Annotated in this window: 13 protein-coding genes and 1 pseudogene; 9 read left to right on the top strand and 5 right to left on the bottom strand. The window is 52.2% G+C overall.

The window, feature by feature from the left end:
• From GOW56_RS18185 to GOW56_RS18170, 4 genes are all read left to right on the top strand, one after another.
• Complete coding sequence (locus GOW56_RS18185; protein ID WP_171206770.1) at window positions 1-3306, top strand: ATP-binding protein; 3306 nt, start codon at window positions 1-3, stop codon at window positions 3304-3306.
• Window positions 3303-4139, top strand: a complete 837-nt coding sequence (locus GOW56_RS18180) for a phosphoadenosine phosphosulfate reductase family protein (protein WP_171206769.1) — start codon at window positions 3303-3305, stop codon at window positions 4137-4139. Before GOW56_RS18185 ends, GOW56_RS18180 begins: the two co-directional genes overlap by 4 nt.
• Before the next feature lie 64 nt (window positions 4140-4203).
• Window positions 4204-6609 (top strand): sensor histidine kinase, encoded by a 2406-nt coding sequence (locus tag GOW56_RS18175; protein WP_171206768.1) that lies wholly within the window; start codon window positions 4204-4206, stop codon window positions 6607-6609.
• A complete protein-coding gene (locus GOW56_RS18170; RefSeq protein WP_171206767.1) occupies window positions 6606-8549 on the top strand; it encodes a hypothetical protein in 1944 nt (647 codons plus the stop codon). The genes GOW56_RS18175 and GOW56_RS18170 overlap by 4 nt, the downstream gene beginning before the upstream one ends.
• Before the next feature lie 77 nt (window positions 8550-8626).
• Here GOW56_RS18170 and GOW56_RS18165 read toward each other — a convergent pair whose 3' ends face one another.
• From GOW56_RS18165 to GOW56_RS18155, 3 genes and pseudogenes are all read right to left on the bottom strand, one after another.
• Complete coding sequence (locus GOW56_RS18165; protein ID WP_171206766.1) at window positions 8627-9565, bottom strand: phospholipase D family protein; 939 nt, start codon at window positions 9563-9565, stop codon at window positions 8627-8629.
• On the bottom strand, window positions 9565-11397 hold the full coding sequence (locus tag GOW56_RS18160; RefSeq protein ID WP_171206765.1) for an ATP-binding protein: 1833 nt from the start codon (window positions 11395-11397) through the stop codon (window positions 9565-9567). Before GOW56_RS18160 ends, GOW56_RS18165 begins: the two co-directional genes overlap by 1 nt.
• 124 nt (window positions 11398-11521) lie before the next feature.
• A pseudogene (locus tag GOW56_RS18155) lies at window positions 11522-12796 on the bottom strand (DEAD/DEAH box helicase); the annotation flags it as partial.
• A gap of 847 nt (window positions 12797-13643) precedes the next feature.
• On the opposite strand from GOW56_RS18155, the gene GOW56_RS18150 reads away from it, so the two are divergent.
• Window positions 13644-14903 (top strand): hypothetical protein, encoded by a 1260-nt coding sequence (locus GOW56_RS18150; RefSeq protein WP_171206764.1) that lies wholly within the window; start codon window positions 13644-13646, stop codon window positions 14901-14903.
• A 35-nt stretch (window positions 14904-14938) separates the two neighbouring features.
• On the opposite strand, the gene GOW56_RS18145 is transcribed toward GOW56_RS18150, so the two are convergent.
• Window positions 14939-15172 carry a hypothetical protein gene (locus tag GOW56_RS18145; protein ID WP_171206763.1) on the bottom strand — a complete coding sequence of 78 codons (234 nt, stop codon included), beginning with the start codon at window positions 15170-15172 and terminating at the stop codon, window positions 14939-14941.
• A 581-nt stretch (window positions 15173-15753) separates the two neighbouring features.
• Here GOW56_RS18145 and GOW56_RS18140 point away from each other — a divergent pair.
• From GOW56_RS18140 to GOW56_RS18125, 4 genes are all read left to right on the top strand, one after another.
• Window positions 15754-16764 carry a helix-turn-helix transcriptional regulator gene (locus GOW56_RS18140; RefSeq protein WP_217358834.1) on the top strand — a complete coding sequence of 337 codons (1011 nt, stop codon included), beginning with the start codon at window positions 15754-15756 and terminating at the stop codon, window positions 16762-16764.
• Complete coding sequence (locus GOW56_RS18135) at window positions 16754-17053, top strand: DUF4258 domain-containing protein (RefSeq protein ID WP_171206761.1); 300 nt, start codon at window positions 16754-16756, stop codon at window positions 17051-17053. The genes GOW56_RS18140 and GOW56_RS18135 overlap by 11 nt, the downstream gene beginning before the upstream one ends.
• Window positions 17050-17568: a hypothetical protein gene (locus GOW56_RS18130; RefSeq protein ID WP_171206760.1), complete on the top strand. Its 519-nt coding sequence runs from the start codon at window positions 17050-17052 to the stop codon at window positions 17566-17568. The genes GOW56_RS18135 and GOW56_RS18130 overlap by 4 nt, the downstream gene beginning before the upstream one ends.
• Before the next feature lie 503 nt (window positions 17569-18071).
• Complete coding sequence (locus tag GOW56_RS18125; RefSeq protein WP_171206759.1) at window positions 18072-19139, top strand: hypothetical protein; 1068 nt, start codon at window positions 18072-18074, stop codon at window positions 19137-19139.
• Window positions 19140-19468: 329 nt separating this feature from the next.
• On the opposite strand, the gene GOW56_RS18115 is transcribed toward GOW56_RS18125, so the two are convergent.
• Window positions 19469-20346 (bottom strand): hypothetical protein (locus tag GOW56_RS18115; protein ID WP_217358833.1); only part of this gene is annotated, 878 nt, incomplete at its 5' end.

Below are 20346 nucleotides of genomic sequence, written 5' to 3'. Positions count from 1 at the left end.
ATGGCAAACAAATTGCTTTCAGATATCGTCAGATTGAATGGCAGGTTCGTCCGCAGCGCGCGTATCGACATGGATTTGACCGGAACGCCACCTCTTGAAGGTTATGTTCTGCAAGCCAGCACCGAAAAATCGCTTCTCGCAATGGCCGCATCGATTTCTGACGGCGGGCAATGTGCCTTTACATGGACTGGGCCATATGGAGGCGGAAAATCAAGTACGGCACTATTGCTGGGCAACTTAATTGCCGGCTCCAAAGAAGGTAGGTCACTCGCCCGGAAAATTGCGGGCCCAAGCCTATCGAAGGCCATTAGTAAAGCATTCGATCCGAGCTTGGGTAATTGGACAGTCATCCCTGTAACGGGGAGTCGAGTGAGCCTGAGGCAGGCCATCGCTGCAAAACTCGCGGAGCGCTTTGAATGGACTCCTGCCAAAATTGAGCGAGCAACCAAAGACGACAACAAGCTGGTTCAAGACATCGCAAAGCTATCTGAGCAGGGTCCGATCATTTTGATCCTGGACGAGCTCGGAAAGTTTCTCGAGGCGGCTGCCGATAAAGATCATGATGCGCACCTTCTACAAGATTTGGCCGAGATTAGCGCAAGAAGCCAAGGCCGCTTGGTTGTAATCGGCATCTTGCACCAAGCCTTTGAGGCCTACGCAGATAGGCTCGCTTCCAGTGCTCGCTTAGAATGGTCCAAGATACAGGGAAGGTTCCAGGATCTGTCCTTTCTTTCGGCAAGCGACGAAACGGTAAGATTGCTGGGACGAGCCATCGAAACGGACAAGACGCCGGCGTCAGCTGAGAAACAGGCTAGGAGCCTTGCGCAATTCGTCGCATCAAACCGACCAACTGACGAAGCAGAGCTTACGGAGGCGTTGTCACAAACCTGGCCGCTGAACCCGATTTGTGCCTTGCTACTTGGCGGCATTACGCGCCGAAGCTTTGGTCAAAACGAGCGTAGTATCTTCGGCTTCCTTGCGTCGGAAGAGCCTGGCGGATTCCGGGAGTTCTTGAAGTCGAAGCCCGCCAATTCGAGCGAAACATTTGGGCCCGATCAACTTTGGGACTATCTGCAAACCAATTTCGGGCTCGCTCTCGCGGCTGGCCCGCTAGGGTCGCAGATGACACTCGCGACTGAGGCTATTGAAAAAGCAAATGTGCTCGGAACCGATATGCATGTGTCGCTGGCAAAATCGGCGGCGCTTGTAGAGATTTTCAAGAACGGGACCGGCTTGGCTGTTGATCACGAAGCCCTCGTCATCGCAATTCCTGACAGAAAAGCCTCAGAAATCGAGGAGGCTCTCGAAGATCTCTGTAATTGGGGCGTTCTGCTTCGCCAGAAACGCATAGGCGGGTTCGCGCTTTTTTCCGGCAGCGACTTCGACCTTGATGCAGCTCTCGAAAGATATGGCAGCCGAACGACCTCCTCAGACCTGTCTCAAGTCGCTGCAATTGCTGGGTTCGATCACATCGTCGCCAAACGACACTATTTCAATTGCGGCGTGTTGCGGACGTTCGCGTTGCATGTGGAGTGTTTGGGAGACCAATTTGATCCAAACGAATTCAAACGAACAGTAAGTCGCAAAGCGTCATCTGCAAGTGGCGTCATGGTGATGGCAATCGCACCTCATGACCCACACACTTCGGATATCGAAGCGATGATGAACCAAATTGTTCAGGTCATAAAAAAGGCAGGCTTGGTGAGTGCGGTCACGTTAACCGGGCACGGGAAGCGCCTGATTGACGATGCAGGGGACCTCGCCGCTCTTGCGCAGGTTCAAAGACAAGTGCCGCAAATTTCGGGGGACCGGATAGCGCGACGTGCAATCCGCGCGCGCGAAGCCATGCTGCGCAATCGCTCAAACGTCGAACTACAACGATTGATGTTGTCGAGCCAGTGGCAAATCCTTGGAAGCGACGACAGTTCAGAAACCATAACCACGCTGTCCATCGCGGCTTCAAGGCTAGCTGACAGTGCCTATCATTCAACACCTGTCATTCATAGCGAGTTGCTGCAAAAGGATAGACCTTCATCAAGCGCTGCGGCCGCTTTGAGAGGCCTCTGCCATGCAATGGTGCAGCATCCAGATCAAGAGAACCTTGGTTTTGAGGGTTTCCCGGCCGCATTTGGCCTATACCTCACGATCTTGGTTCCGGGCGGTCTGCATAGGAAAACCAAGTCTGGCTACAGCTTTGAGGCCCCAGCAAAGAACGAGTTCGGCCTTTCACTGAAACCTGCCTGGAAAGTTCTGGACGCGAAGAAAGAGCATTCTTTGGCAGACGTGTACAAGATCTGGCAGGGTAAGCCTTACGGTATGAAACTCGGGGTTATGCCAGTTTTGGCACTTGCCTTCATGCTCGCAAACAGATCGAGCTACGCAGTCTATCAGGATGGACGCTTTGTTGCGGAGCTTGATGACATCTTCGTCGACAGGATGCTTCAAAATCCTTCAGCCATTGTTTTAAGACGCGCTGGTCGCTCAGAAACCCAATTGGCTTTCCTGTCCCGCCTCGCGCAGGGTTTGGCTCTCTCCGACGTTTCCGCCTTGTCAGTGGCAAGCGCAGCCTTCCAACGCATCGAGGCATTGAGTGATTTCGCCAAGCGCACCAACCTCGTTTCCAAAGAGGCGCGCAAAATTCGCGACGCAATAAGACATGCCGACGATCCGGAAATGCTGCTTTTTGAAACTCTTCCTAGCTTAAAAATCTCAGGAGACCTCGTGGAAAAGACAGTTGCGGCGATCGAAGAGTGCGAGGCGGCCTATAGCGTTTTGGCCGAAGATCTTCGGCGAGCCTTAGCTCAGGCTATAGGTGTTCCGAATGATACCTTCGCCGGAAGCAAGGAGCGCGCTGAATCCATCAAGGGTCTCAGTTCCGATCTGAAATTCGAAGCGTTCGCAGCGAGGGTAGGGGAACTTGAACTTGGAACAGGGAGCCTGGAAGCGGTAGCCGGCACCCTTCAGCCCAAGCCCATGCGCGATTGGTCCGACCGCAACCGGGAAGGCGCACTATCTGAGGTGGCAAAATTCGGCCGCCGGTTCAGGCAAGCTGAAGCTGTTGCACTGATGCGCGACCGCAAGTCGAACACGGAAGCGATCGCGCTAATCGTTGGCATTGACCCCAAGCAACCGCCAATCCTCCAGAGTTTTGAACTCAGCGAAAATGAAAAAGAGACTGCGAGCAAGCTGGCGGACAAAATCATTGAAGACATAGGGAATCGTGAACATAGCCACGAGTTGGCCCTAGCAGCCTTGGCGCGCGCCGTCGCAGCGCTCACTGACAATGTGGACAAGATTGAAGCATGACAACCGAACGTCACATCCTGGGTATTTCCGGTGGTCGCGACAGTGCAGCCTTGGCTGTCTACATGCGTCAGAATCAACCAGACATCGATATGGAGTATTTCTTCACCGATACAGGGAAGGAGCTTCCGGAGGTTTACGATTTTCTCAACAGGCTCGAAGGTTTCCTTGGCAAGCGTATCAATCGGTTGAACCCGGACCGGGATTTTGACTTTTGGCTGGCCGAGTACGGTCACTTTCTGCCTTCAGCAAAAACGCGGTGGTGTACGCGCCAACTCAAACTTAGGCCGCTCAATCTGTGGCTGCGCGAAGACTTGGAAAAGGGTGTCACTGTCCACTCCTATGTCGCGATCCGTGCGGATGAACCGAACCGATCTGGCTACAAATCACCGCACCCGAACATGAACGTGCACTTCCCTCTCCGGGAAGCCGGAATCGATAAGGCTGGGGTCATCGACCTCCTAAAAGACACCGATATCGGCGAGCCCGAATACTATCGCTGGCGCTCCCGATCTGGCTGTACCTTCTGCTTTTTCCAACAGAAGATTGAGTGGGTGCGGTTGATGGAAGAGCACCCCGAGGCTTTCGAAGAAGCGCGGGCCTATGAGAAGACCGCGGAAGAGCACGGCTCGCCATTCACATGGAGCGATGGTGAAAGCCTGGACGAGCTGGCCAAGCCTGAACGTATTGCAGCGATCAAAGCAGATTACGAGAAACGCAGAGCCCGTGCCATGCGCGCCGCGCGACCCAACCCACTGTCTGCACGTGTCGAACCTTCGATTGACGAGGTTCTTGGGGTTTTTGAAGGAAACGCTTGTGTTGTTTGCCACAAGTAATGATTTGATGGTTTGTACGAAATTGGAGCGATTGCGCTCGAACGCGGAATGAAAAGGTCAATAGTTGTTTAGAGTTACAGCGAGAACCGTTCTTGAATTGGGATCTGAGCTAATTAGCTCCGACCCAATCGCATTCTATGAATTAATTAAGAATGGCATCGATGCCGGATCAAAAAGCGGCGTAACCATTACTTTTGACATCGTTCTACCACGCCGGGACTTTGAAGAAGCAAAAGCACAGATCAATCGCGCGATCTCCGCGGCGCAAGAGAATTCAATAAAGGAGACCTGGGACTTTGAGGAGTTAAAGAATTGGGTTTCCGGGAAACTGATAACAGAAGCTGGAGAGCTCTGGGATCAAGCTACAGAATTAGTTGAGCAGTCAGCCAGCTTTGATGATATCCTTTCTGCTCTCAACAAGATCGATGGACTTAACTCGATCACTGTCAGCGATACCGGCTCCGGAATGTCGCTCGAAGAGCTGAGTTCGTTGTTCCTTGTGATCGGTACGCCGTCGCGGCGCCACGAGATCGATGCCGCTCTTTCGGACGGGTCATCAGATACACCTTATCTTGGCGAGAAGGGGATCGGGCGCCTTTCCGCGATGCGATTGGGAGATTATTTATCAGTCCGTACAGCCAAAAAAACCGACAAACACTTCAGCCTGATCGATATCGATTGGGCAGCATTCGATGATCCTTCGAAAATGATCGAGGATATTGAAGTCGCACCATCAATTGGTCCTAGGAAATTGGACCCTGATTTCAGCGGGACTGACATCCGAATCCGCTGCCTAAACGGCGACTGGGCTGAGAAGCGAGTTGAGCGTCTCGCCATGGATGATTTTTCGCTCTTGGTGAACCCTCTTGGAAAGAAAACCCGTCAACGGGTTGCTGTTTTCTGGAATGGAAAAAGGGTCGCCATCCGTCGCTTGGAGCGTAGCTTTCTGTCACATGCAAATGCGGTCGTTCGGGGATCGTACAAGGTTTCTGAGACGGGGCCAGCACTCGAGTTGCGCATCGAACTAAACAACATTGGTTTCGAGCACCCCAAAGAAATCAGCATTGAAACTGCCACAGCGGATGTTCTGCACGGTGCTTTGGTTGGGCCGAAGGCCAAGCGTCGCCGCATGAACAAGCGCGATATCGACTACACTGCACTGCAATCCGTTGGCCCGTTCGACTTCGAACTCCACTGGTTCAACCGCTCGATTCTCCGCAAAGGCAAATCGACTGGCGAATACCAGGCCTTGCGCAATCTCCTCGATCAGTGGATGGGCGTCAGACTATATCGGGATGGGTTCCGCGTGTATCCTTATGGTTCAGAAGATGACGACTGGTTGGAACTCGACAAAACGGCTTTGGCGTCAAAGGGGTATGCGTTGAACCGCATACAGCTCGTTGGGCAAGTCGAAATCGGCCGCCTGTCAAATCCGAGCCTGATCGATCAGACCAACCGTGAGGGCCTCCGGCAGTCTCCCGAGGAAGCAATCCTCAAGGAGACAGTACAATTCGCGGTCGAACGCCTGCGTGATGAAATGAACCGCATTACCCGCGAACAGAAGGACGCCAAAGAACCATTTGTTCCGGACGAAACAAGGACCGTGGATCTCGAAAAACGAATGAAAAAGACCATTCGTGCGATCAGCAAAGTCGTCCCAAATGAGCATCGCGACGCCGTAGAAGAGCTAGAGCTGATGCGCGAGGAGTTTTCTCGATACGCTGCTCAAGCCCGCGAACGGATCGCGGATATGGAAAAAGACGCAGATCAGATGCTAGTTATGGCCGGGATCGGCTTGATGGTCGAAGTAGTCGCACATGAGTTGACCCGGTCGGCCGAAGACGCTCTCGACATCCTAAATGGTCTACGAAGAAAATCTGTTCCAGACGAAATTCGTCGTCGCCTGGAAAGCCTGCGCGCCTCAATGAACAGCATTAGCAAACGTTTGCGCATCCTGGATCCGTTGAGCGTCACGGGCCGGCAGCGTAAAGAGCGCTTCAAGCTTAATGAGCTGGTTGAAGAGATCGTTGAAGCACACGAAGCTCAATTCGAGCGCCACAAGGTTAAGCCCAAGGTCCTGCTCCCTGAGAAGTCTGTCGAGCTATCCGCCGTGAAAGGCATGGTTGTTCAGGTTTTAGAGAACCTGATTTCTAACTCTGTCTACTGGATGGACGTCGAGAATCAGCGCAAGCTCTCTTTAGAGCCTGAGATAACTATCGTGGTGGAGGACAATCCACCCCGCGTCAGGTTCAGTGACAACGGTCCCGGGATATCGAAACAATACCGGGATCGGATCTTCGATCTGTTCTTCTCGTTGAAGGACAAGAGCCGTCGCCGTGGATTGGGGCTGTTTATTGCCAAGGAGGCAGCGGAGCATAACGGCGGCAGCCTGACATTGGATCCGGACATAACCAATGCTGAAGGTCGGTATACGACATTCGATTATCAAGTGGTGGGTGACGGTTCATGAGCGATCGGCGTCAGGTGGCCGGCGCTGGCATCCGATCTGCCATCATCGTGGATGATGGCTATGATGTTGTCCCTCTGGTCGATGAACTGAGAGACGAAGAAGGATGGGACAACTTCTTTGATGATGTTCAGGCGGGCCAAGAGGGTCGAATTGCCGCGTTCTATCCGGAGTTCAACGCCGACAACCGAGATGACCTGAAAGAAGAACAGGAATTTGTTACGGTCTTATGGGAAAACCGCGCGGCTGTAGATGACCTTTTGGGCGATCTGTTTGAAAACTATGAGCGGAAGGCGGAAGACAATGCCCCCTTTCTTCAGTCTGCTGAGGCGGCGCTTCGCGCATTGGGAATTCCATTCACGACTCATGGACGTGACTTTGTCGATGCTGCAACAACTGCCGACCTGATCATCATCGACCTGTTTTTGGGCATTCAACAAGGAGCCCAAGACAGAAAGGTTACCGTTGAGCGTCTAAAAGAAGCGATAAAACTGCGAACTGGGCCTTTACCGTCAATCGTGTTGATGTCACAGATTCCAACTATCGATGAACTTGCCAAGACTTTCCGCGAAGATGTGCAACTCCACGCTTCTGCTTTTCGGTATGTTCGCAAGAATGATCTCGCTATTCCTGGTCGTATTCAAGGTTTGATCCTGACACTCGCGGCGCATCGATCGGACAGCCAAGCATTGGCGACGTTTGTTGACACTTGGGAACAGAAGGCAATTGACGCCGTTGGGAAAGCAGCTGCGTCGCTGAGAAAAATAGATATCGATGACCTTCAGCATATTCGTACAATGCTTTTGCGTTTTGAGGGGGTAAACACTTCGAGCTACATGCTCGACGTCTTTGATCGTGTCCTGCAGTATCAAATCGAAGCGCATGACGAGGTTTTGGCGGCCGCAATGCCGCTTGATGAAATGGCAGACGATCCTCCACCGTTGATGATTTCCAATGATCGCGACACTTACACTATTTTGGAGCAGACTCTTTTTGTTAACCCCGCCCGACGAGCTCATGCGACAGGCGCGGTCTGGCCTGTCACCTTTGGCGATGTCATAGGACCGAGGCACGGAGCCCCCGAAAAACCACGTGGTTTTTTTGGTGGCAGAAAAGACTTGGTTTTCTTCGTCGCATCTCCCGAGTGCGACCTCATTCGCGCCGATGGGTTGAAGACAGTTTTGCTTGTGGCCGGAAAACTAGAAAAAGTGGACATGGCTAAACCGGTTCTTGGGGTATCCGGCAATACAACCCCAATCCTCAACTATGACGGTGTGGGACGCTTCCAAGTCAGCTGGGACTTCGGGGATCTTAGAACAATTGGATTGTCGCGAGCGAAAGGCCTCCTGAAATCAGGTGGGGACGCAACTATCATAGGAAGACTTCGTGATGTAGCAGCGCTCGGTTTAAGGCAACAACTGCTGGGCAACGTTGGCAGAGTCGGCGAAATGGCTCCTATGCCCCGGTCTTTCGCTTTCAGCGCTGAGATTCACTATCCTAAAGAAGACGAAACTGCCTCACAGCTCGATCTGCCAGACGGTGTGCAAATCCGTGGCAACATGTTGGTCCCTCGCAAAGCCCGTTTCGCGAATCTTGTGCTCGACTCGAACTCCGAAAATGAGCTGACACAAGCGATTCTGGACCTTGATATTGCAACAGTTCATCAAAGTAGCCGCGCTCGCATTAACAAAGTGAAGCAACAAAGCCAGCTCAGAAAGCTGTTTCGGTCAGGCCTTCAGTGGGCCTCGCTCCCAATGCAAGAAGTACGCGAAGCTGAACTTCTCAAGGATGGCGAACCGAGTCCCGAAAATGACGATAAGAAACCAAAGACGGAGAAAATCGGCAAAATCGTCTTTGAAGCGGATATCGCCGGCCAACTCGGCAGTGATCTAAAGAAGGCAGGGCTGATTTTCAAAATCAACATCGAGGAAATGCCAGGGTAGGAACTCAAACCACGGTAATTACACTGCTTTCGAATAACCCGGCTCGGAATCTCGCCAATCTTTCAGATATTCGATCGCTAGTGTCCCGCTATTATACGGCTCTTGACCAAAATCTCTTGGCCTACTTCGATACGATACTGCTCCGGGAAGAAGTGCATCATCCAGCGCTTAAGAACTTTCCAAGCGTCACCCGGATCGATCGTCGACGATTCTTCAATGTAGTCGGCGATCAGTTCGGCGGCCTGAATATCGGAAAGGCCTGCGCTGCTTGCACTGACTACTTTCTGAACTACCTCGAGATTCTGCAAGCGATCCGCAACATGCTTCAGGAAATGTGCCTCAGAGTAACCTCTAGGAGGCCCGAGCGATCTCAAATCACGCTGTGCAAATTCAAAGGCCGATTTGACCATTCTCGCTTCGTCAAGCTCGCCAGTATATACCTTGAATAGTTTTTCCGGTGACGGACAGAGTGGTACCCAGCGAAAACTCGGATCATCGTCATGCTCAACTTCTATCGAGAGCAGTTTGGGACGTTGTGCCTCCAATTCCTTAACCTCTTTCGCAATCTTATCTCTCAACTCAGCGGTCACAGGGGTGCAGGTCCTCATCAATGATGCTTCCCAAGCTTGGATTCCATGCGTGCTCACATCTATTTCAACAAGTAGCTCGAGATTAGTTGGCAAACGCCAACCGAGCGCACGACCAGTCAAATTAGCAGACCCTATTAGACAAGACTGATCGGCTCTAAAGTATTTGGCATGCAAGTTCGAATGCATCCAGAGTTCGCCGTTGGCTCGATTTGAAACGACTTCGAAAATCTCCAAGTCGCAGACACCGTCCACAATGTCCTCAGGCCGCCATCGCGTCACACAAATGATTTTCTGACCTGTATTTGGAATGACGTCGAGCACACGGCTAAGCGCCTCGGCCTTGATAAAGGGTGCGACCAGCACAACCTTTTCTTTCGCAGATGACACGAGCTTAAGAAGCTGGTCACCCAACATTTCCTCAGCCATTAATCATCCTCACCATCTTCGAGGAAAAACCGCGCCATCTTTCCCCACTCCTGGCGCATGTCTGATAGGCGCTGTTTGTGCCTGATTTCTTCCATTTCGTAGCGCGCCCAGGCTGAAAACACGACGCGGAGTGTATCCGAAGCCGTGTTAACGCGATCAAGAAGTTCCTTCTCTGTGTCTTCATCGGTGTCTGGGTTCAGCGCCTTCACCAGATTGTCAAAAAAAGGATGGTTTGAGTTGAAGACGACATTTGTCACACCGCCTTGAACGCTTTCCACGTTGAAAAACGCATAGCCTTCCATGGCTTTCTCCAAAAAGGCAACCTTGCGCTTCCTTGTCAGAATGGCATCGGCAATGGCTTTGGCAACGTCATCAGGATAGTGTTTGTCATCTTTCAGATCGTCTTCATAGGCATCCCGGTCATCGATGCCGAAATCTTCCGTGTCCTGCGGCGTTTCGTACCCTTCGTCAGCGCGTTGACGAAACTTCGAAGTGACCGTGTCTTCAACACCTGGCTCTTCGTGGCGTTTTCGACCACCAGAACCTCGCGTACCTTTCGTTTGCTGCTCAGTCCTCTTTCTTAACTGCGTAATCTGGTCTCGGATGTGTTCGACGATCGGAATCAGAAGCGCCCGAGGGTCACCTTCGCCGCTCGCTCTTTCGATAAAGGAGGATCGGCTTTCGTTGTCTTCTGCGTCTGTCTTCCAGTCGTATTGGGCCAATTGAGAGAAGATTGTCGCGCTCTGTTTGTTGTTCGTCACACCGAATATCTCATCCAAAGTGGCAGGGAATTCGACCTCAGCTCCCCACCATCGTTCTGTAGGATCATAGCTGTTCGTCCACGACGTATCCAAATCTAGTTCACGACCCTCTCGAACAATCGAAAGGCCGAGATTTTTCATGGCATGTTTGCCGTATGGTTTTGAGCCGCGGTTCAGCCCGTCATCGGGAACGGTTTCTGGTTTGGCCCAACTGAACCTCACGAAAACCTTGTGCAATTGCCCATCAAACTCGATCGTGAACTCTTCATCATTCTCACCCCACGGCTGAAACATCGGCTCTTTGTCGAAAGGTTCGGGAGTTGAGGAGTTTGGCATGAGGTAAAGAGGATCATTAACCACCGCCAGCCTTCGGCTGCTCTCGCCGCCATCTTCGACCCGCACGAGGTGAATGGCCACCCGACCGTCATTGATGAACTTGCGGTACATCCGGCCGATAATGGCCTCGGTGTTTCTCAGCGTGGCCTCAGCACCACGCCATGTGAGGCGATATTCTTCAAAGTGTGACCAGACAACGAGTGTCCCTGACGTACCCAAAACCTCAGAACGCTCACGCCATTTTGCAGGTACCGGAGAGGGAGAGGGCAGGGGTACCCGATCTTTCACGCCGCTCTGAATGTCTCCGACATCCAGATATGAGTGGATAGCGTTGTCTGGACCATTCGTCCATGTCCATACGTCCAATCGGCGGCATTGGGAAATCGACGAATTGGGTAACCCCATGCCGAACCGCCCGATCCCGGCTCGATCTTCTAGATGAGTACCGTTTCCGAACTGCAGAGCAATAGCCAAAGTTTGCGCGGACATACCATTGCCATTGTCGATCGTACCGATCTCCTGCAACCGAAGCCGTTTCTGAGAGTTTACCTGTTCATACTTTTCGACACAGATGAGCTCGACTTCGCTAGCGTCCGCCTGAATTGAATTGTCGATAAGCTCAGCCAAAGCATAAGCAGTGTTTCGATATCCACTATCGCGCATTGCTTTGACAGCAAGTTCTGGTGGAATAATGAATCCGGACTCGACATCTCGGTTTTCAATTACTTTGTTCATTCCAAACATCTTCCCAATTGCAGAAGGCGTCGGCGACATCGCCAAAGCCGTGCATTTCAGTATCCGTCACTGTTACGATCTCTGAGGTTTCATTTCCACCGGCCTTCACGCCACGCGTAGCCCGACCCACCATTTGACTATAGAGAACCAAAGACTTGGTTGGACGGGCAATAATTGCCGCGCTCGTTTGCGGTGCATCAAAGCCAGTTGTGAGAACGCCATAGTTGAACATTACGATAGGTTCTGGAGCTTGGCTCTTAAAGCGCCGAATAGCCCGTTCGCGAGCCGCTGGGGCAGATTCTCCCGTTACCACAAGAGCCTCTGTCCCGCGTGCGACCATGATTGCCGCAAGCATTTTAGCGTTAGCCACTGACGGGGCGAAGACGATCACACGACGATGGGTCGATACCAGATCCTCGCACTCAGCGATAATCTTCAAGTTCCTTTGTGTACTTTGGCCAAGACGCTCCAAAACGCCGCCCGGAACATCAATTGCTTGTGACAGCTCCGTCATGTCCTTTTGAGAAAGATCGAGACCAGCCTGAACGTTTAGCGTCCGGAAGTGGGGGCGCGCAAGATATCCTTCTTCCATCAAGTATGTAACGGGATCTGGATGACCTTCTATTTCAAGCATTACTTTTTCTCGGCCGAAGAATTCAGACAATTCTTCGTCCTTGCCCAAATCATCCCAAGTCCTCCCAGGAGTAGCTGTTAGGCCGAGCAACTGAGTCGCAGGGCGCTTTGTAGCCAGTGAGTCGAGAACGGAACGATATGTGGGAGCGATCGCTTGGTGAGCCTCGTCAATTACAACAAGAGAGACCCGGTCAGCCAAAGCGAGCAGGGCGTTCACCGCGTTTTTCTCAATCGCGGCCATCTTTCCAAGACCAGCAACAACGAGCCCGTCCCGAGCGTTTGCGAGGTCAACACGTTTGGAACCCCAAAGCCGCCACAGTCCGACTTCCCTGTTACCGAGACAACGCCACGATTTCTGGAATTCATCAGCAGCTTGATCAAGAAGCTCAATGTTCTGCGCCAGCCAAACGACCAGTGTTGGCTCATCGGCGACAAGATGGGACCCCACAAGATGCATTGCCGTCCTAGTCTTTCCCGCGCCTGTCGGCATATGCAGGACGCCCCTGTGGGGGCCTTTGGAAAGCATCAATTGGGTTCGCCTTGCTGCCAACCTTTGATGATCAAAAAGCCCGTAACCAACTGTGGCTCGGTCATTACCCGGCAGTTGCGCGGCAGGAGCCGTAGGGTCGTCCACAACGCCAAAAAAGGACAACAGCGCTGGGAAATTTTCTTCATACGACGCTAGTTTCAGTGCTTCATCAAACGGGTTACACCTCTCCGAACTACCCAGTTTCGTGCAGAGTTCTCGCGCTTTCTTAAGTGGCATCAAAGAAATAATCTCTGAACGCAATGTATCATCCTGAAGCGTATCAACTGGATCCAACATGTTAACCGCGAGTTCGGTTAGTCTGTCGGAACCACTGAAACCAGGCTCCAACCCGTCCATGACCTCGAGCATTTCGTCGGGTAGAAGTGTCTTGATCCTCTTCGGCCTCGCTAGTCTTAAAAGGCTGGAGAATGCGAGACCTGGAGCATCCAGATCGATGTCTGCAACGGATGGCATAGTTTTTTGGCCGACCTTATAGTTTTAATTCAAGTGCTTGCCTGACAACTTATGGCAGATTTTTTCAACGACCCAACATCTTCTTGGGACAACGAGGCTATTGCGCACCTTTTTTGCAAAGGGTCAACGTCGGACCAGACCATGAGGGTTCAGCTTTGCGCAAATCTTATGCCTGAAGTATCCATTTATCTAACACAGTAAAGCATGTATAACATAAATGCTGACCCTCATATTGGCTCCCTACTTTTTGCCAAAAACCTGCCGAAACTGGACTAGGTTCCACCGATGTTTCTGCTACTATCAAGTGATGGATTTCTCGACAGCCCAATAGGTCGCAAACAACGGACCGTTTTTGACTGAGTAGCTATGGCAGGAGGCTCTGTGCGAGAGCGGTCATTCGTGAGCCGCGCGGTTAGGCGGATAGTGTCCCTGGAAATGGTGTAGCTTTGCTCTTCAACCTTGGCTTGGCCGCAGCAACAGGACGGCGATCGCCGGGTCCATGGGCTCAGTGTCGCAGATGGCGGCGACGGTTTGCGCAGCTGCAACAAATCGATAGCTCTTACCTCCAAACAGCTTCAATCAACACAAGACCCAAAAGCCGACTACTGCGATGATCAGCTATCCTTTCAAAGGCCCTTTGATGAATGCGTACTGTGCCGACATCGGCGCACCGCGGCCCAACATTCAACCGAAGCATGTTCCTTTTCTTGCTCGCAACAGCAACCTTACAGAAACGCAAGCTCGCGAAGCCGACCGACTCCGCAAAATGAAAGATCGTATTCCCGATAACGAGGCAGTCTCCCTCGGTAGCAAGAAGATGCGGGCTTTCTTTACGCAGGTCCTAGATCATTGGGCCGATCGGGCCGGTCGGAAAGAAGCAAAAGGATTCAATCTCGCTGACCTTGATGCCTTTATCAATGCCTTCCAAGAGAAGTACGCATTGTCCTTCGACGAGTTCGCAAAATGGTGCGGTGGCCCAACTTCTCTTCTTTTGGGTATGGCAGCCAGTCGTTCTTGTACATCGTTTCCAGGCTCGAGCACATCGCGCGCTTTTTCTGCCTCGTTCATCGAAGCTTTTTCTGAGCCGGAGCGGAACGGCGTCGCTTTGGAACAAGGCAAGATACCCGAAAAGGATCTGATAAGGACGTGCCTGGAAGGATTGCCCGAAGGAAATGCTCTGCAAAGGTATGTGGAACGTGAAACAAGCCTCGATGCGGAACGATTGGGGCGATTGGCGTTTCAGACCGGTATGATGTGGCAACTGGCTCTCGTTTCTGCAGCAACGGCCGCGCCCGGCGAGGAGCACAACCCAATTCTGAACCCGGCACCTCAGCCGACTAAAAATGGCGCGCAGCGATGGTCAAGTGGGCCAGCCTGGGTTGCTGCCCTCGCCGAATTTGAGCGAGTTCACCACAGTGCTGCGCGAACGGGAAGTCGGGGTCCGACCAGCGTTGCCCGGCAGATCCACACCCTTTTGGCAAAACACCCGGACGGCGCGAATGGAAGCGAATATATTGTTCGAAAGTTGAACGGAGTTCTTTCGGGCCAAGAACCGATTACATTCAAGTTTGTTGAAGACATTTGCCGAACGATCGAAGCTGCGGAGGATTCATTTCCTGACGGGACATTGCAGAGTGCCTTGTCAGACGACGGGGATGCGAAGTGGGAAAATGAGCTTCTTCGGCTGCGAATCTACGGACACATCGCTGGGTTCATGAGTTACGTTGAGCGTGTGTGGGAGTATGCAAGTCGCAAGCTTGACAATCCGACACTGCTTCAAGACTTGCACGACGTTTGGCAGGATTGGCCGCTGATATACGATAGCGCATTGGACAACCATCGGAAGCGCCTTGCTGAGTTTGGCCTCTGATCCCAATTCAGCAAGGCTGTGCTCAAGTCATAGTATCAGGGCTGACGTGCTGGTTGCTTCGGGCGGCCGTGAGCAACCGTTTTTTGGGCGCGGTTTACAAATCCACTGTCGAGCGTCTTGCTTTGTTCGATGCGCCGGACAGCTTCCGTCGTCATCGGCACCCGCGAGGCTTTCCCGGGCTTGGGAGATTTGTTGTCGCGGTTCTTTCCGGACTTCATGCCATGTTTCTTCGAAGGCAGACCAGCGGGTTTTTTCGTTATGACGTTCATGATTTGCTCCATTATTGCTTGTTAGAACACCAGTTTTCTCCCACAGTCTCACCGAAAAACTCTGTCGTACTGTGGGACAAAATGAAAGCGCTGCTATCGGCCCATGTCCGCTTGATCCCATAGCACGTTATCTAGATCTAGGTTGAGGTACCAATGACCACGCATCGGACCCCTATCTAGCGGCTTGAATTGGTGATCCGAGAGCTGCCGTCCGAAGCGTCAGGCCCGAACCGTTTAGTCACTGCCAATGTCAGCTGCGCTGTGTCGATAATGCTGGGTGAGTCGAACAATTGGCCGAAGCTTTGATCGAATCGAGAGAATTTTAAGTTAATGAAAATGAGAAACTTACACGTGGTTTGATCAAACAATACTAGCAATAGTTAAGCAGTATCTAATGCCCAACGCCTGCAAATCTTTGGATTCTCTAAAACTTTTTCATTGAATTTATACCATTTGGCATCACGAATTCCCCTCCAGAAAGCAAATTAGTGCCTTCAGAGCAAGTTTTATCCCAATATAATACTTCTTTACTGCGAAGAATGATTTTATTTTAAATAAATGATACCGTTTGGAGGCCAATGATGAAACAACCTATATGCCCCGCGATGCTCAAGACGCTGCGCGAACGTCGCGGTCTTTCGCAAGCAAAGCTGGAAGCCAGAAGCGAAGAAATGCATCAGAAGGTCGGCATCGCGACTATTAAACGCATCGAGACTTGGGACGGAACCTACATGGCCACTCCAACCGTAGCGGAACGACTGTCGAAAACCCTCGGCGTTGGTGTCGAAGATCTCTGCAAAGTGCCCGCTACAGACGAAGTCGATCACAAAAGAAAGCTACGCAAATTGGGGATGCGCCAGGTTCGTGCGACCGTGCACGAGAATACTATGCTATCCTTTCGGATGGTTGAATTTCTTTACGGCATCCCTGTCCGGGCTCAGATAGAAATGGCACCGCTCTTTATGGCGTTACTTGCCGAAGGCAGTCTCGCCTGGCGAAAAAAAAGGCTATCCGAGATTGACGAAAAGGCAGACGAGTTGATGTCGCTCGGCGGTGGTAACTTTTCCTTTGCACATGCCGTGTCCCGCATACAGGACGCAGCTTTCGAAGAGGAGCAATCCATTAGGAAGCGAGACGTGTTCGGCAAAGACGTCGCCCAAGATACTTACGATCTGGGCTACAATCCCAATTTTAACAACCCCTTTGCCGACTATCTCAGAGAACAAGCGCAGGCTCACGGCGGGGCAGAAATTGTCCTTGATCCAGCGCCATTCGGGTCTGAGATCGGACAGTTCGGCTTCCCCGAATACCGGATTGGCATTGAGCGGGTAAATAAGCTCACAGGCAACGACCCTGATGCCGAGTACGCACTGGCGTGCGGTCATGTCAATATCGCTGACATCCCGACGGAGCTACAGAGCGAAGACACAATTGAGAAGCGAGTGGAATGGATCATTTCCCATATCCCAGACGATGAGGTTGACGACCGCAAAGCAAGACGAGAAGACCTCAATGAGCTCTTGGCCAGAAACGATCCAGGACTGTCAGAGACGAACCAAGCGAGTAGCGAGGGCAACCAAAATGATTCATGATCTTTCTCCTACTCGACATGCCGAGACGAGAATGCGCCAAAGAGGTATCCGCGACGTCGACGTCTATCTCTTGTTTGAAGTCGGGGAACGGGTTTCTGAAGACGCGTTCCAGCTCACGCGGCGGCGCGCTGCCCACGAGATCACCAAGTTACGGCGCAAGATCCAGCAAATCGAGCGTCTGCGTGGCACCAAGCTGATCGTTGAAGAAGGCACCCTCATTACTGTGTGCCATGAGCATCATTCTGCAAATCCCGACAAGCGTTCGAAGCGCAACAGGAGGAGCAGATGATTTCGACTACCGTTTCCTCAACGGCCATCTTTGTGCCCATTGATCTTGAGACCACCTCGAAACTTCTTTCAAAGCGAAGGCACGGCGAGTCACTATCCGGTGTGGTTGCGCGCTTATGCGAGAGCGGCGGCAGTACTGAACGTGAAGCGGTCGTGCAGACTTCCGGAGTTGAAGTTAATGTCGGGAATTACACGGCCATGTTTCTTGGCGAACCGATCCACGCGGAAACCCTTCCTGAGCTCTTCGCACGGGTCGTCGACCTATCATTTGAGCTCGATCCCGCCTCGATTGAACGGTTGGCGAGCATGAAGGCCCGGACCCGGAGATATGTTTCCCGCAAAAGGGAGGCGATCCATCCCGGTCGCCCTGACCTTCCGGTGACAAGAACCTGCACCGGCTGGTGGATCAGCGCGAATGTGGGTGTTGAAGACATTGTAAGAAGCCTGCGCGCACTAGCGGACGCTGCCAAGCTTGATTTTGGCACAGACATTCGATTTCCAACCAACGCGAAGTGATCACAGGACGTCACCATCTGGACCGCCGCCCTTTGTCGCGCGGCGTAGCGCAGTACGCTGTCCTGTTCTGTGAAATACGCCTAGGCCTGATTAATTGTTCCAAACAATCTAGGCCTTAGTCAGCAATGCGCTCGCTCGCTGATAAGCGATGATCTCAAGCTGGCAAAGCCACATGTTCAGATGTTTTTTCCTGATCTCGGCAAGAGTTGCGTTCACGAGTGGCAAAGACGACCTAATATCGGCAGTAACGATCTTAGGACTGGTGCTTGCTGGGGCGTGTACGGATCACGAGAAGGCGGTGGCCGAGGTGAAGAACGAGTCTGACCGGATCATCGTTGATCATTGCCGCTGCTGGCGGCCTCGGCACATCATGGCATCATGATGCTTGGTTAACTGTCTGGAAGCTAACCTAGATACCTTGTCAGTGTTTTGAGCTTATGCCGCTTGACTGCATTGTATCGGCAGGCTTGACTAACGACGGATAGAGGAAATCCGAGTTGCCCATGCCTATTTTTGAGTTCGCCAGCGGAAGTATTCAACCGCTAGTCAAAACCACGTTCAATGAGGCGCAATTACTGGAAAGGCGCGATCTACAAAGGCTGTTGCGCGCAAACGTAAGCGTGATTGCGCCGGATACTTTGGTGATCGCTGAGGAGTTTGGTGATTTTGACAAATCACGACGGCGCATAGATCTTCTGGGGGTCGATCGGAATGCTAAACTCGTGGTAATTGAGCTAAAGCGGACTGAGGATGGTGGCCATATGGAGCTGCAAGCGGTGCGCTATGCGGCGATGGTTTCAAGCATGACATTCGATGAAGCCGTCGAAATTTTCGACGGCTATCTTACGCAGATCGGGAGGGTCGAAACGAACGCACGAGCCGAAATGCTCGAATTTCTCGGGTGGGACGAGCCTGATGAGGATGCATTCGCGCAAGACGTAAGAATTGTCTTAGCTTCTGCCGAGTTCAGCCGTGAGCTTACCTCTTCGGTTATGTGGTTGAACGACGGCGGCATTGACGTTAGCTGTGTCCGGCTGCAACCATACATGCTCGACGGTAGGGTCCTAGTGGATGCCCAACAGATCATCCCCTTGCCCGAAGCCGCCCAGTACCAAGTTCGAATTGCTACAAAGAAACGCAAGGAACGCGAGGCACGTTCCTATGACCGAGACTGGACTATTTTCGACGTTTCGCTCGGTGACAAAAAGTTAAAGAACCTACGAAAGCGGCACGCGATCTACCAAGTCGTCCGCTATCTTCTGGAAAACGAAGTAACTCCGGATAGCATCGCTGAAAAATGCAACAGACCCGTCGGCATTGTGTTTGCTTCTGTCGAAGGCGAGGTTGACGCAGATGACTTCCAGATCCTTGCGCGCGCTTCTTGCGAGAAGGAGGGACGCAACTTCGATCCGCGCAGGTATTTCTGTGGGAATGATGAACTACTCCGCATCGGAGGGCGCACTTATGCTTTTACTAACCAATGGGGTGGCCCTGCATTTGATGCAGCCATGGTCAACTTGCGCAACTCATTTCCCCAAAACGAAATCGCTTTCGAGCCGTCAGCGCAATAGACAACGCGACCTTGGGTCAGCTCAGCACTGACGTTGTTAGTATGAATTGAAACAACGAGAACAAGTTGTCTTGGGATTGGAAGCACGCGGGCTTTTCCAGATCAACTGTTGCGCAGGATTTTTCGTTGCGCTTAGTTTTAACCTAGCCGCGAAAAGCAGTTTTAGTTCGGATTTTCAACTAGATGGCAAAAATCTTGTTCAACAGAAAGCACCGAGTATGAATTGGCAATTAGCAACAAATGAGCATCTAACCGGATTTAAAGTAGCTCCGATCATCAATCGTGAAACCTCCTGTGAGCCGAGAGTAACCACCAACTGGATGAGCCGGATTAGCGGTGCGTGCTGATCTGGTCGTAGAGCGCGTCGAACATCGGGTCCTCCGCGTCACCGGGCTTTCGACGCAACGGTCTAGGACACCATCGCCTGTCCTGCATCAACGCTACCAACACGCCCGCTGTTGCTGCCAATTGCGGCAGGTCGGTCAGCGTCTGGCGTGGATCATCTAAAATACTGTCCATCTGCGCCCGCATACGTTTCTGCAAACTTGTGCCTTCGGCGATCATCCAAGAGGGTGGGTTATCCGGATCATCGCGAGGTTCCGCTAGAATGCCGGACACGTCCTCTGTATGGAAAGCGGCAGGGTATTGGCCATAGGGACGCTTTGATGCGTCAGTCTCCTTATAGGGGTTGTCAACGTCCGCATAGGCGATGAAGGGTTTGTATTCCCCAACGCCCACCTCAATCGCATCATACAATTGCTCGGCAATCTTGTCGCGCGTGCCCTTGACGTGAGATGGCTCAGCCGGTGCGTAGGCATAGAGGCCGGACTTACATGCTTTCCAGACCGTTTTGTTGAATTCAATCACCTCGGCGATCACATTCGCTCGGCCTGTGGCCTCAATCTCTTTCAAATGAGTGATGACAACAATCGGGATTGCCTGACTACTGACGGTTTCCATAATGCCCGGTTCTGAATGGGCAATGTTCCTCTGCCACAACTGTAGCTTTCCGCCCGCGATTGTCAGCTTCGATCCGTGCCACATCCAGAATGTGCCGTTGAACGGCACCTGTACCGGGGCGATCCAGCGCCCTTTTGTCGTGACAACTGCGCTTATGCTTGTCTGTGTATTTGAGCCTCCCCAACTGAACGGGTCCACCGTTATGTTTAGGAAACGGAGGACTGAGAATGGCAAACAAGCGACCGAAG

Origin of the sequence: Ruegeria sp. HKCCA0235A (genome assembly GCF_013033235.1) — a bacterium.
In the GTDB taxonomy this organism is placed as follows: Bacteria; Pseudomonadota; Alphaproteobacteria; order Rhodobacterales; family Rhodobacteraceae; genus Ruegeria.
This window is presented reverse-complemented; position numbering and strand designations above follow the sequence as displayed.